Source organism: Prescottella equi (genome assembly GCF_020171745.1).
Lineage (GTDB): Bacteria > Actinomycetota > Actinomycetes > Mycobacteriales > Mycobacteriaceae > Prescottella > Prescottella equi_A.
Genome location: NZ_JAIVAH010000005.1, coordinates 61688 through 78564 on the forward strand (window position 1 = coordinate 61688; position 16877 = coordinate 78564).

General features: G+C 67.5%; 16 protein-coding genes and 1 pseudogene. 8 read left to right on the forward strand and 9 right to left on the reverse strand.

The features are described 5' to 3' along the window. Positions 1 to 97 precede the first annotated feature (97 nt). Positions 98 to 745 (forward strand): MBL fold metallo-hydrolase, encoded by a 648-nt coding sequence (locus tag LCL87_RS03820; RefSeq protein ID WP_225016861.1) that lies wholly within the window; start codon positions 98 to 100, stop codon positions 743 to 745. On the opposite strand, the gene LCL87_RS03825 is transcribed toward LCL87_RS03820, so the two are convergent. Then, positions 664 to 1356: a TetR/AcrR family transcriptional regulator gene (locus tag LCL87_RS03825; protein WP_225016863.1), complete on the reverse strand. Its 693-nt coding sequence runs from the start codon at positions 1354 to 1356 to the stop codon at positions 664 to 666. The two genes, LCL87_RS03820 and LCL87_RS03825, sit on opposite strands and share 82 nt — an antisense overlap. Positions 1357 to 1467: 111 nt before the next feature. Here LCL87_RS03825 and LCL87_RS03830 point away from each other — a divergent pair, with 111 nt between their 5' ends. The 5 genes and pseudogenes from LCL87_RS03830 to LCL87_RS03850 all read left to right on the forward strand — a co-directional run. Beyond that, complete coding sequence (locus LCL87_RS03830) at positions 1468 to 2670, forward strand: CoA transferase (RefSeq protein WP_225016865.1); 1203 nt, start codon at positions 1468 to 1470, stop codon at positions 2668 to 2670. 69 nt (positions 2671 to 2739) lie between these two features. After that, positions 2740 to 4173, forward strand: a complete 1434-nt coding sequence (locus tag LCL87_RS03835) for an aldehyde dehydrogenase family protein (RefSeq protein WP_225016867.1) — start codon at positions 2740 to 2742, stop codon at positions 4171 to 4173. Positions 4174 to 4201: 28 nt separating this feature from the next. Beyond that, positions 4202 to 5248, forward strand: a complete 1047-nt coding sequence (locus LCL87_RS03840) for a zinc-binding dehydrogenase (RefSeq protein WP_225016869.1) — start codon at positions 4202 to 4204, stop codon at positions 5246 to 5248. Positions 5249 to 5326: 78 nt separating this feature from the next. Next, positions 5327 to 6937, forward strand: coding sequence for an ABC transporter substrate-binding protein (locus LCL87_RS03845; RefSeq protein ID WP_225016871.1), 1611 nt, complete (start codon positions 5327 to 5329; stop codon positions 6935 to 6937). Between the two features lie 51 nt (positions 6938 to 6988). Further along, positions 6989 to 7146: pseudogene (locus LCL87_RS03850) on the forward strand (MBL fold metallo-hydrolase); the annotation flags it as partial. 42 nt (positions 7147 to 7188) lie between these two features. Here LCL87_RS03850 and LCL87_RS03855 read toward each other — a convergent pair. From LCL87_RS03855 to LCL87_RS03870, 4 genes are read right to left on the reverse strand one after another with little or no spacing between them, the layout of a single operon-like run. Next, positions 7189 to 8196 (reverse strand): VOC family protein, encoded by a 1008-nt coding sequence (locus LCL87_RS03855; RefSeq protein WP_225016873.1) that lies wholly within the window; start codon positions 8194 to 8196, stop codon positions 7189 to 7191. After that, a complete protein-coding gene (locus LCL87_RS03860; protein WP_225016875.1) occupies positions 8193 to 9056 on the reverse strand; it encodes an alpha/beta fold hydrolase in 864 nt (287 codons plus the stop codon). The genes LCL87_RS03855 and LCL87_RS03860 overlap by 4 nt, the downstream gene beginning before the upstream one ends. A gap of 25 nt (positions 9057 to 9081) precedes the next feature. Beyond that, the gene (locus LCL87_RS03865; protein WP_225016877.1) at positions 9082 to 10644 is read right to left on the reverse strand and encodes a bifunctional 3-(3-hydroxy-phenyl)propionate/3-hydroxycinnamic acid hydroxylase; all 1563 of its coding nucleotides are present in this window, start codon (positions 10642 to 10644) and stop codon (positions 9082 to 9084) included. Position 10645: 1 nt separating this feature from the next. Then, entirely contained in the window at positions 10646 to 11656 is a 1011-nt protein-coding gene (locus tag LCL87_RS03870; protein WP_225016879.1) for an amidohydrolase family protein, read from the reverse strand. A gap of 207 nt (positions 11657 to 11863) precedes the next feature. Between LCL87_RS03870 and LCL87_RS03875 the strand changes: the two genes are divergently transcribed. Then, positions 11864 to 12487 (forward strand): TetR/AcrR family transcriptional regulator, encoded by a 624-nt coding sequence (locus LCL87_RS03875; protein ID WP_225016881.1) that lies wholly within the window; start codon positions 11864 to 11866, stop codon positions 12485 to 12487. An 11-nt stretch (positions 12488 to 12498) separates the two neighbouring features. On the opposite strand, the gene LCL87_RS03880 is transcribed toward LCL87_RS03875, so the two are convergent. Both LCL87_RS03880 and LCL87_RS03885 read right to left on the reverse strand, forming a co-directional pair. Continuing rightward, positions 12499 to 13203 carry a DUF2334 domain-containing protein gene (locus LCL87_RS03880; RefSeq protein WP_225016883.1) on the reverse strand — a complete coding sequence of 235 codons (705 nt, stop codon included), beginning with the start codon at positions 13201 to 13203 and terminating at the stop codon, positions 12499 to 12501. 49 nt (positions 13204 to 13252) lie between these two features. Further along, complete coding sequence (locus LCL87_RS03885; RefSeq protein WP_225016885.1) at positions 13253 to 13747, reverse strand: glutathione peroxidase; 495 nt, start codon at positions 13745 to 13747, stop codon at positions 13253 to 13255. Positions 13748 to 13938: 191 nt separating this feature from the next. Here LCL87_RS03885 and LCL87_RS03890 point away from each other — a divergent pair, with 191 nt between their 5' ends. Continuing rightward, positions 13939 to 15291 carry an MFS transporter gene (locus LCL87_RS03890; RefSeq protein ID WP_225016887.1) on the forward strand — a complete coding sequence of 451 codons (1353 nt, stop codon included), beginning with the start codon at positions 13939 to 13941 and terminating at the stop codon, positions 15289 to 15291. 73 nt (positions 15292 to 15364) lie between these two features. On the opposite strand, the gene entS is transcribed toward LCL87_RS03890, so the two are convergent. Beyond that, on the reverse strand, positions 15365 to 16633 hold the full coding sequence (gene entS / locus LCL87_RS03895; RefSeq protein ID WP_225016889.1) for an enterobactin transporter EntS: 1269 nt from the start codon (positions 16631 to 16633) through the stop codon (positions 15365 to 15367). A gap of 7 nt (positions 16634 to 16640) precedes the next feature. Continuing rightward, the gene (locus LCL87_RS03900; RefSeq protein WP_225016891.1) at positions 16641 to 16865 is read right to left on the reverse strand and encodes a phosphopantetheine-binding protein; all 225 of its coding nucleotides are present in this window, start codon (positions 16863 to 16865) and stop codon (positions 16641 to 16643) included. Positions 16866 to 16877: the final 12 nt, after the last annotated feature.

Genomic DNA, 16877 nt, shown 5'->3' on the forward strand with positions numbered 1-16877 from the left:
GGCATCCAGGAGTTTACCGGGCTGCTCGCGTCGCTCCCGCATCGAGTGAAGGTCCGACGCCACCCCACCCGTGAGTGTGATCCCGCATACTCGTCTCATGCGACTGACGCACTTCGGCCATTCCTGTGTCCTGGTGGAGCTCGACGGCGCAAAGATCCTGTTCGACCCGGGCAACTTCTCGCACGGGTTCGAGGGCATCACGGGTCTCGACGCCATCCTGATCACCCATCAGCATCCCGATCATGCCGATCCCGCACGGCTGCCCGCGCTGGTCGACGCGAACCCCGGCGCCGGGCTGTACGCGGATCCGCAGACGACGGCGCTGCTCGGCGACGCGTGGACGGCGGTGTACCCGGGCGACGTCTTCAACGTCGGCGAGGTGCAGGTGACCGGCACCGGCGGCACGCACGCGGTGATCCATCCGGAGATCCCGCTGATCGACAACACCGCGTACCTGCTCGGCGACGCCGAGAACCCGGCCAAGCTGATGCACCCGGGCGACTCGCTGTTCGTCCCGGAGCAGAAGGTCGACGTCCTCGCGGTCCCGGCCGCGGCGCCGTGGCTGAAGATCTCCGAGTCCGTCGACTACCTGCGCGCGGTGCACCCGCGGGTCGCGGTCCCGATCCACCAGGGCGTGGTGGCCAAGGAGGCCCGCGGCATCTACTACGGCCGGCTCACCGAAATGGGCCCGGGTGGAACGGAATTCCGCGTGCTTCCCGAGGAGTCGAGCGTCGAGGTGTCCTGATCGCGCTGGAGCCCGGCCAACATCAGATCGAAAACCGCTGACGCGCGGGCATCGAGCTCGGCGACATCGATGCCCAGTTCACGTGCCATCGTCTCCCGGAAGACGCCGTACCCGAGATAGGTCGCGGCCGTGAGCGCGTGCATCACCTCACCGTCCGCATCGGGCGGCAGGAAGCCGCCTTCCTTGTCACGTTCGAGCGCCGTCCGAGTCGCCTCGAGGGCGGGAAAGATCTGCAGGTCCGGATCCTCGTCGAGAGCGAGCAGAGCCTCGAGTTTCGCGAAATCGCTCCGGTAGAGCGCCATTTGCCACAGAGCGCGCCGACGGTCCGCGAACGGGCGGTCCCAGTGCGTCGTCGGATCCGGGCGATTCTCGTCGAGCAGTCGGGTGATCGCCGAACGCAGCAAACCCCGGCGCGTCCCGAAATAGTGATAGATCTGGCCGTGATTGACCCCGGCCTCTTTCGCGACCTCACGCAACGTGATCCCGGCGAGCACGCCGTCGCGTTCGAGTAGACGCAGAACCGCGTCGATCAACTCGTTCTCGGTCTCCTCGCGGGTCCCCCTCCGGCGCCGCGGCCGGACCGAGCCCTCCTCCTCGGTCGCATTCGTCATGCCCTCAACCTTCCTCGAAACGCTCTCGAACCACCTCTTGCCGTGACCCACTTCACAGGATACAGTCCCGACCTACCAAACGTTAATAACTAACCGTTAGTAGGTGAGGCGATGACGGATACCGAACTTCCGCTACAAGGCGTCCGGGTACTGGACATGGCGACCGTGCTGGCCGCCCCCGTGACTGCCACGTGTCTCGGCGACTTCGGCGCCGATGTGGTCAAGGTCGAGGAACCCGGTGTCGGCGACTTCATTCGAGCTGGCAGTACCGGCGAATCGCGGCGGTCGCTGCAATGGGTCCAGGAGGGCCGGAACAAGAAGTCCGTGACCATCGACCTACGTACCGACCGTGGACGCCAGCTGATTCGCGACCTGATCGGGCACTTCGACGTCGTGGTGACGAACTACCGCCCGCCGACGCTGGAGTCGTGGGGATTGAGCCCCGAGGCGATGGCCGAGATCAATCCTCGCGCGGTCATCGTGTGCATCACCGGCTACGGCTTGACCGGCCCCTATCGGGATCGGGGCGCCTTCGACCGCGTCGCCAGCGCCTTCTCCGGCCTCACCTACGTCACCGGCGAACCCGATCGAGACCCGGTGCGTTCCGGCTACTCGGTGATCGACTACATGTCGGCCTATCTGGCCGCGTTCGCCACCGTGACCGCCCTCTATCACCGCGACCAACGCGGCGGCAACGGACAGATCATCGATCTCGGCCTGTACGAGGCGGGATTCCGCGCGAGCGAGAACGCATTGCTGACCTACGGCGCCGAAGGGCAGGTGCGTGAGCGCGTCGGCAACCGCAACCTCGGCATCGTGCCGGCGAGCGACTTCGACACCGCCGACGGCCGTCGCATATCACTGCACGCCGGCACCGACGCCCTCTTCCGGAGGTTCACCGTGGCGATCGGACGATCCGAGCTGGCAACCGATCCACGGTTCGCGACGCGGGCCGCCCGAGTGTCCAACCAGCTCGAGCTGTACCCGATCATCGCAGACTGGGTCGCGGGCCAAACGGCCGACGACGCGGTGAAACTACTCAGTGCCGCAGAAGTTCCCGCGGCTCCGGTGATGAACGTGGCCGACATCGCCACGGACCCGCAATATCTCGAACGCGGCACCGTCGTGACCGTGGACGACGTCGAACACGGACGGCTACCGATGGCAGCCCCCCTGCCCCGGATGAGCGCGACTCCGGGCGCGATCCGCACTCTCGGCCCGGCCCTCGGCGAGCACACCGACGAGATCCTGACTCAGCTACTGAAACTTGACGAGAACGAACTCGCCGAGCTCCGCGCAGACCGGATCATCTGACGGCCATTCACAAGCTATTGCTCCACAACATGATTCGACCGAAGAGTCGATGTACAGAAAGTTGGTTCGATGACCAGCATCTCCACCGCCCGTGATGTGTTGCGGGTGATCAATCCGGCTACCGAAGAGCAGGTCGCCGAGATCGCGATCGCAGGCGAGGCCGACTGTGCCGCCGCGGTCGAGCGCGCGACCGCGGCGCAGCGGACCTGGGCCGCCCTGCCCGGTGAGCGACGCAGTGAACTTCTGTGGCGTTGGGCCCAACTGGTCGAGGACGACTTCGACGAACTCGGCCGACTCGACACGGAAGACACCGGCAAGGTCCTCACCGACGCCCGCATGCAGGCCCGCCGCGGAGCCCGCCACGCCCGATACTGGGCAGGCAAGGCGGACAAGCTCTTCGGTCAGCAGTTCGCCGACGTCCCCGGACAGCTCTCGTACACGCGACTCGAAGCTCTCGGCACGTATGTGGTGATCCTTCCGTGGAACGCCCCGGCGCATTCGTTCATGGCACGGGTCAGCCCGCCGCTCGCCTGCGGGAACTCGGTCATCGTCAAGCCGTCCGAACTGTCGCCGCGGTCCGCGGTCCGGCTGGCCGAACTCGCGGCACAGGCCGGCATCCCCGAGGGCGTCCTCCAGGTGGCCGTCGGAGACGGTCGCACCGGCGCCGCACTCTGCGCTCACCCGAGCGTGGCGGGGGTTTCGTTCACCGGGTCGGTCCCGACCGGACGCCACATCGCCCGCTCGGCCGCCGACACGTTCAAGAAGCTCACCCTCGAGATGGGCGGGAAATCGCCGATCATCGTGTTCGACGACGCAGATCTCGACTCTGCCGCTCGTGCAACGGTTCTCGGCATCCTGAACAATGCAGGGCAGGTCTGCGCCGCTGGTAGCCGGCTCCTCGTCCACGCCTCGATCGCAGAGGACTTCGTGTCCGAAGTCGCTGCGCGGATGAGCCGGGTGCGGGTCGGCGATCCACTCGATCCGAAAACTCAGGTCGGTCCGGTGGTCAGCTGCGGTCAGCACGAGAAGATCCTCGGCTTCCTCGACGGCGCACGCCGTGAGGGCGCACGGGTCGTGCTCGGTGGCGGCGCGCCGGCAACACCGCAACGCGGGTACTACATCGCCCCGACCCTGATCGATCAGGTCGACCCGAGCATGGCCGTGGCGAGTGAGGAGATCTTCGGCCCGGTCCTCAGCGTGTTGACCTTCGAGACCGAGGAGCAGGCACTGGAGCTGGCCAACAACACCGAATTCGGACTCACGTCCTACGTGTGGACCCGCGACCTGGGACGAATGATCCGCATGACTGAGGGAATCGAATCCGGTGTCGTGCATGGCAATTCCAACCTCGCTCTCGACTCGGCGCTGCCGTTCGGCGGCTTCAAGCAGAGTGGGCTGGGCGGCGCCTACGGCGACGACGCGGTGGCCGGATGCACCCGCACGAAACGCGTCACCCTGCGGATCGCCGACACGCCACTGCCCGGACCCTGGCCCGGAATCTGACCACCCCTGACTTCTTTGGAGTAAACGAATGCCCATCGACACTCGCATCGTCGTCCAGGACGTGACCGACGGCCCCCTGGCTGTACGAGAGGTGACGCTGCCCGACCCCGGCCCTCATGACGTTCTCGTCCAGATCCATGCCACCGGAGTCTGTCAGAGCCAGCTGTACTGGATGCACGCCAACCATCCCGACCCGATGTTGTTCGGGCACGAGGGGTTCGGCACAGTGCTCGCCACCGGAACGGCCGTGACCCACATCGCCGTCGGCGATGCCGCGATGATCACCTGGGTGCCGCGCACGGACGGCCGCGCCCCTGCCCGCGCCTCGATCGACCTGCCCGACGGTCGCACGGCTCACTCGCCCAACGTCTACACCTGGGCCGAGCACGCACTCGTCGACGAACTCTACGTCATGCCTCTGGCACCCGAATCCAGCAAGGACGTGGTCTCGATCGTGGGCTGTGCGGTCGTCACGGGTGCCGGCGCCCTCTGCCATGCCGCGCCGGTGAAGGCCGGTGATACCGTCGCGGTGTTCGGTGTCGGCGGAGTCGGCCTGTCCGCTGTCGCTGCAGCATCCATCCGGGGCGCCACCCGCATCGTTGCAGTCGATCTGGACGCCGAAAAACTGGCCTTCGCCAAGCGATTCGGCGCCACCGACACGATTGACGCATCCCTGACGGACAATCCCGCCGCCGCGATCCTGGAGCTGACCGGGGGTGTGGACATCGCCGTGGACTGCGTCGGTCACGCTTCCACCACGGTGCAGGCCGTCGACAGTGTTCGTGCGGGCCGGGTCGGTGGACCTCACGGCGGAACCGCAGTGCTGGTGGGACTGCCCAAGGGCCCCACCGAACTCAACCTCGCCGGTCTCATCGGCGGCCAGAAGCGACTCGTCGGCACCAGCGCCGGCGGCTGCCGACAGGACCACATCGACACCTTCCTCGACTGGCACACCGATGGCCTCCTCGACCTCGACGCCCTGGTCACCAATCGCTACACGCTCGACGAAATCGACCGTGCTGTCACCGACCTCGCGGCCGGACAGGTCCTCGGCCGCGCCATCGTCACCATGTGATGCCCACACGAACCGATCGAGTTCGATACATCGCGAAATTCCCTGTTGCTCCACAACTGTCATGAAGAAAGGTTGACGATGAGGCGATCTTCCCTCGCCCGAGCCGGAACCCTGTTCACTGCCTTGGCCACGGCTACGATGCTGCTGGCCGGATGCGCCGGCGGGTCCGGTTCGACGATCGACGCGTCGCAGGTGACGACAGGTATGGTCGGCGAGCAGCCAGACGGCGGTGATCCCACCTCCGGTGGCACGCTCTCGTACGCCACGCTCTCCGGCATCAGCAGTCTGGACCCGGCCTCCCGCCAGGACAGCGGAGCGACCGGCGGTAGCGAGATGGCCGCGATCTACGACCTGTTGATTCGCTACGACACCGAGGCGAAGAAGTACCTCCCGCAGTTGGCGCAGTCGCTGGATGCCAACGGGGACAACACAGTCTGGACGTTGAAGCTGCGTCCGGGCGTGACCTTCAGCGACGGTAGCCCCGTCGATGCGGCCGCCGTGCAGTGGAGCATCAAGCGGTACGTGGAGAAGAACGGGCTGCAGACGCAGGTGTGGAAGGCCTCCGTCGCGGACATGATGTCACCGGATCCCTCCACGGTGGTGTTCACGCTGAACCAGCCGTGGAACGAGTTCCCGATTCTCTTCACCACCGGCCCGGGCATGGTCGTCGCGCCGTCGTCGATGGCGAGCGGCACCTTCTCCGCTGTCGGAGCCGGTCCCTTCGTCGTGGAGAAGTTCGCATCCCAGGAGGAACTGGTCCTCGGTGCGAGTGGCACGTACTGGAACGGTCGGCCGCGCCTGGACAAGCTGCGTTTCCCGGTGATCCAGGGCGAGCAGGCCAAGCTGGAAGCCCTGCACAGTGGCGGCATCGACGCCGCCTACGTGCGGCGCGCGGAGGTCGTCCAGAGCGCACTCGCCGCCGGCGACATCGGCTACGTCCACACCGTCAGTCTGGGGACGGTCGGGCTTGTCAATCAGCGCGAGGGCCGGGCCGCGTCCGACGAGCGGGTGCGCAAGGCCATCGTTGCCGCGATCAACCCCGACATCTACAACGACCGGGTCGAGGACGGCTTCGGCATGCCGGGCAGCGACATGTTCCAGCCCTGGTCCACGTGGCACGGCAACGTCGCCGCGAATGGCTACGACCCGGAGTCGGCGAAGAGGTATCTCGCCGAGGCCAAGGCCGACGGCTACGACGGCAAGCTCACCTACGTCGGATCGAACACTCCCGAAACCCAGCGCAACGCGCTCGCCTACCAGTCGATGTTGCAGGCCGTCGGGTTCACCGTCGAGATCTCGTACGCCCCCAGCATCAACGACCTGGTGCGGCGACTGTTCGTCGAGCACGACTACGACGTCGCGCACTCGGGACTGAGTGTGCTCGAGGAATCACCGTTCATGCGGCTGTACGTCAACTTCCACAGCAGCTCGCCGTCGAACGTGCTCGGCTACAAGAATCCCGAGATGGACCAGTTGCTGACCCAATTGCAGACGGCACCCACCGACGACGATCGACGCGCCGTCCTGGAGAGAGTTCAGACGCTCGTCAACGACACGGCACCGCTGGCAGTCATCGGGGCGGGCAAGGTCCTCGTCACATGGCGGAACAACGTGCACGGGATCACCCCGAGCGCGGACGGGATCATGCTCTTCGGGGACGCTTGGCTCGCAACCGACGCGGCTTCGTGAACGGCCGGCCGTCACGGCGGGAATGAACGGACGTCACGCCACCCGATGGCGTGGCTGCGCGCGGTGCACCCGCGGGTCGCGGTCCCGATCCACCAGGGCGTGGTGGCCGAGGAGGCCCGCGGTGTCTACTACGGCCGGCTCACCGAAATGGGCCCGGGCGGAACCGATTCCGCGTGCTCCCGGAGGAGTCGAGCGTCGAGGTGTCCTGACATCGGGCACCTCGACGCCCGATTCACCGCTCGCTCAGCGGATCAGTCGTCGGGGATGCCGGCCCCGCTCAGCGCCGGCACGATCGGTTCGCGACGCCGCACCGATCGCACCGCGGCCTTGAACTGAGCCAGTTTGCCGACAACGGTCCGTCCCTCCGGGGTGTGACCCCAGATGCTGATGCCGCTGTGCGTCGCGGGTTCCCAGGTCGACTCGTCGACGACGAGGGGGTTCCAGCCGACCTCCCACTCGAATCCCGACGGGCTCACGGCGTAGTACGACAGCTCCCGGTCGTTGGTGTGCTGGCCGACGCCGAGGGCCAAGCCGAATCCCAACTCCCTGACCCGTTGGTACGAGGAGGTCATGTCGTCGAGTTCGGCGACCTGGATGTTGAGGTGCTGGATCCGAGTACGGATGGGGTCGACCCGCAGGCCACGTACCGCCGCGATCGCGACCGAGTGGTGTCGCGCGTCGACCCGCAGGAATCGAATCTTCAGTTTCGCGCCGCTGATGGTCTCGTCGATGTAGTCGGAGAGCCTGGCGTCGAAGACAGTGTCGTAGTAACCGCGCATCAGGTGCGGTTCGGTCGACGTGATCGCGACGTGCCCCATTCCGGGATCGGTCACGAAGCCGCTGCCGACCGTGACGAGCGGTGCGGCGGCGATCCGGGCCCTCGTGAAGACCTCCTGGTCGATTCCCTTGGGACCGGGAAACCGCAGTAGTCGTTCCACCCCCCGCATCGCGGCCTCCTCGTCGGTCCCTTCGACGACCGGTACGCCGCGATCGTGGACACGGGCCACGACCCGGTCGAGCGACTCGTGGTCGTCCATCTGCCAACCGAGTGCCGTCACGTCCTCCGCGTCGCCGTGCTGCAACAGGAACCGGCAGTCGTGGTCGTCGAGTCGAAACCGCATCGCCCGCGGCGAAAGGTCCTCGACGTGCAGCCCGATCGCGTCCTGCCCGAATCGACGCCAATCGGCGAACCTCGCGGTCTCGATGACGACGTAGCCGAGGTGAACCGCGCCGAAGACGGACGTCGTGGTGTCGTTCATCGCGCGGGTCCGTTCAGGAAAGCCGCGGTGACGTCGTTGAAGAAGTCCGCACGTTCCCACTGCACCCAGTGACCGGTCCGCGCGGTGACGAGGAGGTCGCAGTTCGGCATGATCCCGGCGAGCATCCGCCCACCACTGGGCCGATTGACCCTGTCGTCGGCGCCCCAGATCACCAGCGTGGGAACGTCGAGACGGCGCAGGCGCCGGTCCCTGGTGAGATCCATCCGCAACAGTGTCCGCAGCGCTCCCGGACCGGACGGACGCTGCAGCGGCGGGTCGGCGACGACCTCCGGGTCGATGCTCGCCCGGTACCGCTCGTCGATCGCCGCTGCCGGAACCGCGGACCCGTCGTGGACAAGGTACTCGCGGATGAAGCTCTCGAGCTTCGCGTGGGAGGGGCCGTCGCCGGTGTAGTACGACAGCAACGCGTCGAGCCCCTTGGTGGGCAGTCGGCGCGTGGTGCCGATACCGCCAGGGCCCATGAGCACCATCCGGTCGACCCGGTCCGGCGTGTCGAGCGCCAGGCGCAACGCGCAGGCACCGCCGTACGAGTTGCCGACCAGACTTGCCCGCTCGATGCCGAGTCGGTCGAGCACGCCGCGGATTCCGGCGGCGAGACAGCCGAACGGATCCGACTGATCGACGCCCTTGGCGGATCGACCGTATCCGGGAAGGTCGGGCACGATCACGCGGAAACGCTCGGCGAGCGCGTCTATGTTGCGGACGTAGTTCGCGACGCCGGATGCGCCGGGCCCGCCACCGTGCAGCAGCACCACGGGCGGACCCTCACCGGCCTCGGCGACGAAGATGTCCCTGCCGCCGACGGACAGGGTGCGTTCGTTCAGGATCGAGTGGGCCATGGAGAGCCTCCTGTCGAGTCGGGTGTCAGGACGATGCAGCGAGATCTGCCGGGGGCGGAGCGAGGAGTTCGCCCGCACCGGCAGCGGCATAGACGACGCCGTCCGGCCGCACCGCAAGGACGGTGGCGTTCTTCGCCCGCATCCACCGGACGAGTGTGTCGTCGACATCGACAACGGTGTCCGCTGCGGGCGACGAACCGGCCGTGGCCACCCGGACAGCAGGCACGCCGGCAGCGGACCAGGCCGACGAGTCGACCGAATCCAGTTGCAGCAGGGCCCATCTGCCGCCCAGGACGTCGTCGAGCCGCCCCCGGACTCCCTTGGCGTCCAACACCCACGGCTGCGGGATCAGCCAACCGACCGCAGCGGGCCTCCCCTGCCGACCCACCGGAGCCAGCAACCCGTCCGCTGTGAAGGCGTCCGGGATCCAGCGGGTCTTCAGGAGAAGCGCCGGGAAGCGCCGGGAGCGCATCCCGATGCGGAAGGCGAAGTTCCGAACTTCGGCCACCACGCGTCGACGCTCGGTGATGATCCGTCCCACCTTCACGGCGCGCTTCGTCACCTCACGCACGTGCGGAAGCCGTTCCACCTGATAGGTATCGAGGATCGAGTCAGGCAGTGATCCGGACAGCACCGCCTCGATCTTCCAGCACAGGTTTGCCGCATCCCGTACTCCGGCGGACATTCCCTGACCGATCCAGGGCGGCATCGCGTGTGCCGCATCCCCGGCGAGGAATATCCGTCCCACCCGCCACCGATCCGCGAAGCGCACATGATGGCTGTAGACCACGGACCTCAGGATCCGCACGTGTGACGCGGTGATGCCCTGAGAGTTCAGCACCCGCCAGATCGCCTCGTCCGTGACGAGTTCCCGCGCTTCTTCACCTGCGCCCACCGGGAATTCCCACCGATGATGCCCCAGTGGCGTGGGACAGTCGACGGTGGGGCGAGCCGGATCGCAGTGGAATCGCAAGCGGTCGTGGCCGGGCCACTCCTTCAGCACCTCGGTGTCGATGACGACCCATCTCTCCGCGAAGGTCTCTCCCTCGTAGCCGATTCCGAGTTGGCCACGAATGGGGCTCGAGCCGCCGTCCGCCGCGACGACGTAGGCGGCCCGGATCCGCCGGAATTCGTCCGTCCGCAGGTCCGCGAGCATCAGCTCGACGCCGGTCTCGTCCTGTACCAATCGCAGACACTCGTGTTCGAGCAACACCTCCACGTTCGGGAAGCGCTCGACCCCCTCGCGGAGCACTTGCTCCATCGCCGGTTGATAGATGAACTGCTGCGCCGGGTGCCCGGAACCGTGCGGTCTCGCCTCCAATTCGGCGATCGGCCTTCCCGCAGCATCCACGAAGGCGACCGTTCCGCCGGGCAGCATGTCCGCGGTGAGTCGTTCGGCGAGGCCGACCCGTTGCCAGATCCGCAGCACCTCCTCGTCGGTCGAGATTGCACGCGCTCGGCCGTAGATGTCGGGATCACGTTCGACCACGAGAACCTTCAGCCCGGCCCTGCCGAGGAGGTTCGCCGCGGTCACACCGGTGGGCCCGTAGCCGACAACAGCCACGTCGTAGGTCGGATGTTCGCTCACATCAGTGTCTTTCGTTCGAGGAGTCGCGTCGGTGCGTGTCGCGCGACGCGAACCGAGGGAAGAGAATCTCGGCATTGCGGTGGTCGATGCCGGCGCGCAGCCCGGCGGGCAGGTCCATGTCCTCGTACTCGGCGCGCATGTACTTGACGGCGGCTGCGGGCGCGAACGGGAAGTCCGAACCGAAGACGATCCGACTCGGATCCGCAACCGCCAGAAGGCTCGGGAAGGCGGCCGCCGTACTGGACAACGCGGTGTCGTACCAGAAGCGCTGAAAGACCTTCATGCGCTGAGCCACTGCCTTCTCCCGTCGCAGAGCGAGGCCGGCGAGTTTCCACTTGGGTTCGTCGCGCAGCGCGGTGAGCAGGATTCGATGGGAGATGTACGGAACGAAGCCGCCGGCGTGGGCGAGAACCCATCGGATCCGCGGATACTTCTCCAAGGCCCCGGACAGGATCAGATTCGTGACCGCCCGCGTGGTGTCGAGCAGGAAGTCTGCTGTGAACGTCGGGATTCCGGGTACGGGGTCTGCCGGCAGTTCCCCGGGGTGCACGAACACGACAGCTGCCCGTTCGTCGAGGAATCCGAGCAGACGATCGAACTCTGGGGCGCCGAGGTAGATGCCGGCGTTGTTGGCGAGCAACACTATTCCGTCGGCGTTGAGCACGTCGAGGGCGTACGCAGCCTCGACGAGGGCCCCGTCGACGTCCGGCAGAGTGAGTGTCGCGAAGAATCCGAAACGGTCGGGTCGGCGCTCGACCACCGCCGCCGCGTGCTCGTTCACCCGGCGCGCCCACCTACGCGCCTCCGGCACCTCCCCGAACCACACTCCCGGTGTCGACACGGAGAGGACCGCAGCCGCGATCCCGTTGGCGTCCATGATCTTCGAGGCCATCGGCGCAGCCCAGTCGGGGAGCGGGATCCCACCGGGCCGAATCCCCTTGTCACGCAGCAGCCGCGCATAGTCCGGCGGAACGATGTGATGGTGGACGTCGATGCGATGTGGCGGCGTCACGACAGATCCGTGCAGGCCGGACAGGAGAACCAAGTACCGAACACGTCGAAACCTCTCGATCTCTGTGCACGCAAACGAGCGAGCACGAATCCCTTCCCGTAGCGATCACTACAGCAAGGCGCTCGACGGTGTGCGTCAATGCACTTCGACCCACGGGGTGGGCGCAGGGGATGATGGCGGGAGACGACAACCCAGGAGAGGTCGATCATGGCCGAGGCAACCCCACTCCGCCGACGTCGGGCAAACGGCGAGGAATCACGGCGGCGCATTCTCGACGCGGCCGTTGAAGTGGCATCCGAGCGCGGCTACGAGGGCACCAGCATCGCGTTGGTGAGCAAGAAGTGCGGACTGCCCGCGAGTTCCATCTACTGGCACTTCCAGGACAAGGACGAACTGATCGCGGCGGTCATCGAACGCAGTTTCGGGTCGTGGCTCGACGCGTGGACGATCCCCGACGACGGACCGATGGCCGAACGCCTCACGACACTCGCGATACAGGTGGCCGAGGCACTGTTGGAATCGCCGGACTTCCTGCGTCTGGGACTCATGCTGGCGCTCGAGCGGAGACCGATCGAACCGAGTGCGCGGACGAAGTTCCTGGCGGTGCGTGAACAGGCCTGCGAGCGGATCGCCGCCCTGGCCCACGATTTCGCACCCGACCTCGGCGACGACGCGGTGCGCCTACTGACCACCTATGCGATGGCGTCCGCCGACGGCCTGTTCATCGCTCACGAGATCGGCGGCGACAGCGTCGACCTGGTCGCCCTGTTCCGGCTGCATGCCCAGGCGCTTCGCATGCTCGCCGAACAGTTGGTCATCACCGACGCCTGAGCGCGGCGCGGTCAGGCCGCCCCGCGCACACCCTCGACGAGCGGCCACCGGTAGACGGTGGCCGCTGCGCCGTGGTGCAGCGCCAGGTCGACGGCGTCGAGCACGGCCTGACGCGGCCCGGTCTTGCCGAGTTGCTTCGCCGAGACGGCGAGCCGCACCACTCGCCCGCGCCGGGCACCGCGGGACGCGCCGAGCACCATTGCCCGGCACCGCCACGGCTCGGCGCGGAACCCGTCGCCCACCCCGATGACGTGGCTGCGCACGCTGGTGTCGTGTGCGAGGTCGCGGACCGTGGTCATGCCGGCGAGTAGCCGGAAGCCGACGCTCGGCAGCACCGCGACCGCGCCCGGGGAGGCGACCCAGCGGGGCGGCGCGAACAGCCGCGTCCGCAGGCCGACCTCCTCGAGCACCCGGTCGGCGGCGAGCAGGCGCAGCCGCGCCTCGTGTTCGGGCAGCAGCGCGAACTCGGCGCGGCGGCGCTTGGTGGCGGCCTGGTCGTAGCCGTGCAGGACGATCGAGTCACCGCGGTCGCGCCGGTCGCGCAACCAGTCCTGGGTGACCGTGTCCGAGACCAGCCGGTATTTTTCCTTGAGTCGCGGCGCCACGAGCAGCGACAGCGGGACCGATCGGCGGTCCATCTCGGCCGCGAAGTCCGCGACCACCTGGACCGTCTCGTCCCTGATCCCCGACACCGACACGATCACCTGTCCGGTCATGTCCCCGAGGGTGGCAGCCGCAGGTGAACGCCGGACGGCGGCGAGTGGTCTATCGGGGCAACACGGCCTCGATCGCCGCGATCACCTCGGGGGCGTCGGGTTCGGTGCGGGGACGGAACCGGTTCGCGACGGTGCCGTCGGGCGCGATCAGGAACTTCTCGAAGTTCCACTGGATGTCGCCGGCCTCACCGTCGGCGTCCGCGGCCTTGGTCAGCTCGGCGTACAGCGGATGCCGATTCTCGCCGTTGACGTCGACCTTCTCCGTGAGGGGGAAGGTGACGCCGTACGTGGTGGAGCAGAAGGTCTGGATCTCCTCGGGAGTGCCCGGTTCCTGGCCCATGAACTGGTTGCACGGGACGCCGATGACGGTGAGACCGCGCTCGGCATACTCCGACGCCAGCTTTTCGAGCGCCGCGTACTGCGGGGTGAGACCGCACTTGGAGGCCACGTTGACCACGAGGACCGCGCGGCCGCCGTACTCACCGAGGCTGGTCGGCACGCCGCCGAGGGTGTCGATTTCGAGGTTCTGCAACGGAGTCGTCATGGCCCCCAACCTAGCGAACTCCGGACACCGGAGACGGAAGCGTACTGGGCGGTGCCGAATGTCGGAAGTGTCCGTTCCGGCAGGTGGCAAACGAGACCGTGCCGTCCTACGGAACGCGTGATTGATGTGACACACGCCGCAATCGACGCTTTCAGCCGTCGACCGACGTGGTCGCCTGCCGAAGGAGCGCAATGCAACCCCAAGACACGACGTATACGGAGCCCGCTCCGAAGGACTCGCGCCGTGCCCTCGTCTCCAGCTTCCTGGGATCGACAGTCGAGTACTACGACTTCCTTCTCTACGGAGCGGCAGCGGGCCTGGTGTTCCCGAAGCTGTTCTTCCCGGACTCGATGGATCCGGTCCTGGGATCGACCCTCTCGTTCGTCATCCTGCTGGCCGGCTACATCTCGCGGCCCATCGGTGGTGTCCTGTTCGGCCACTTCGGCGACAAGTTCGGCCGCAAGAACATCCTGGTCATCACGCTGCTGATGATGGGCCTGGTGTCGGTCGCGATCGGCCTGATGCCGACCTACGAGACGATCGGCGTGGCCGCACCGCTGATCCTCGTCGCGCTGCGCGTGATCCAGGGCCTCGCGGTCGGCGGTGAGTGGGCCGGCGCGACGCTCATGGCGGCGGAGCACGTCAGCGAGGGCAAGCGCGGCTTCGCCGCGTCGATCGCGGTCACCGGCGGCCCCACCGGGTCCGTCCTCGCGACGCTGGTACTGGCCCTCTTCTCGGGTCTGCCGGACGACGCGTTCTTCAGTTGGGGCTGGCGTGTTCCGTTCCTGCTGTCCGCGGTGCTCGTGATCGTCGGCCTGTTCATGCGCTACCGGGTCACCGAGTCGCCCGACTTCGCGAGGGCCCGGGATGCGGGCGAGGTGCACACCGGCACGCCGATCCTGCGCGTCCTGAAGAAGTATCCCGCTTCGACCGTGTACGGCATTCTCGCCTCCGCCGGACCGCTGTTCATGCAGGCGATGCTGGCCGTGTGGATGGTGCCGCACATCGCCGCCCAGGGCACGATGCCGCGCCAGGACGCGCTGTACATGCTCACCTTCTCGAGCGTCGTGCACATCTTCGCGATTCCGTTCTTCGCGTGGCTGTCGGACCGCCACGGTCGCCGCAAGGTGATGCTCTCCGGCGCGGTCGTCTCGATTGCCCTGGTGTTCCCGATGTTCGCGCTGTTCAACTCCGGTAGCTACTGGCTTGTCGCGGTCGGCTTCCTGGTCGGTAACCCGATCATCCAGGCGTCGATGTACGGCCCGATCGGCGCGTTCCTCGCCGAGAAGTTCGACACCGCCGACCGCTACACGGGCGTCTCGCTGACCTTCCAGATGGGCTCGGTCCTCGGTGCCGGCACCGCGCCGCTGATGTGCAACTGGCTGTTCGGTCTCGGTAACGACGGCGGCACGAGCAACATCGCGTGGTACTTCGTCGCGCTCACCGCGCTGTCCGCCATCGCCGTCTACCTGTCGAAGGAGACGCTGGCCAAGAAGCGTGCTGCGGCGGTCGACGCCGACCAGGATCTCGTCACGAACAGCTGACGCCTCCGCGCCACAGCAGAAGGGCGGTGCCACCCGGTTCGGGTGGCACCGCCCTTTCATTGTCCGAAGACCGTCACACCGGCGCGTCGGCCGACGCATCCTGGCCGGCGTGCGCGTGTTCGTCGAAGCGCCGCAACCGCTTCAGCACGACGAAGAGTACGACGGTGGCCACCAGTCCGGTACCGCCGTAGACCGCGAGCGCGCCCTCGATCGGGACCAGCGCCGCGACGACGCCGGCGACGACGGCACCCACCGACGCGCCCGCGGTCACCTGTGCCGACCACACGCCGGCAATACGCGCCCCGTACTCCTCGGCGGTGTGCTTCTGGACGATCGCGTAGCGCAGGATGTCGGCTACGGCCTCACCGAAACCGTGGGCCGCCAGACCGATCACCGTGACGACGACGGCCGCGGTCGCGCCGGCCCCGATGAGACCGGCGGCCGAGAGCAGCATGCCCACGAACACCGCCCGACCGGACCAGCGCACCGTCCCGGTCCACCCGCTGGTGAGGGCACCGAGCACGGCACCGACAGCGGGCGCGGCGTACAGCAGACCGGTCACCGACGCACCGACACCGAGGACCTCGGCCGCGTACTCCGGGATCAGAACCGACCAACCGGCCAGCAGCATGGTGACGAATCCGCACACCAGCACGCCGCCGATCACACGTTGACCGGCCGCGTACCGGAATCCGCTGACGACGGCGCGCAACGGCGACTCGTCGGCGGCGCGGGGCGGCGGCAACGCCGGCAGTCGGGTGATGCAGAACGTCGTCACCGCCGTGGTGACCGCCGCCAGCGCGAACGCGAGTCCCACACCGCCGGAGGCGATCACGACGCCGCCGAGGGCAGGCCCGATCATCGCGCCCAGATCACCGGTGAGCGCCATGAGCGCGCCCGCGGCCGCCATCTTGCTGCGCGGCAGCAGCGTCGGGGTGACCGACATCAGCACGGTCGCCGAGATGCCGCCGCAGATCCCGTCGATGATCGCGGCGAGATACACCACCCACAGCCTCGGATCGGGCAGGAACGCGTTGACCGCGAGCACCGCGAACGCGATGCCCGCGCAGCCACGGGCGAGGGCGATGACGCGGCGCCGGTCGTACCGGTCGGCGAGGATGCCGCCCGCGAAGGTGGCACCGAACGTCGTGAGCCCCAACACCGTCGACACGGCCGCGACGTGTGCGGTGGACGCGGTGATCTCGTACACCTGCAACGGCACCGCGACGATGAGGAAGCCGAGACCGAACAGCGACACCACGCGAGCGGTGAAGATGTACCGGAACTCGCGACTCGTGCGCAGCGGGTCGAGGTCGAGGGTCAGCTTCTCCAGGAGCGCCACGGTCCGGTCACCGCGGCTCGAGCAGCGTGATCCACTGCTCGAGGTCGGGTTCGGCAGCGAGCGAGACGAAGTCGACGTCGGCACCGCTGTCTCGCCAGCGCTCGACGAGCGCCATCAGCCGCACCGAGTCGAGGCCCTGGTCCACCAGGCTCACCGACGGATCGATCTCGGTGACGTCCACCTCCAGGATCTGCGCCGTGTCGGCGAGGATCGTGTCGCGGTCGAGTGACATGTTCTATCTCCC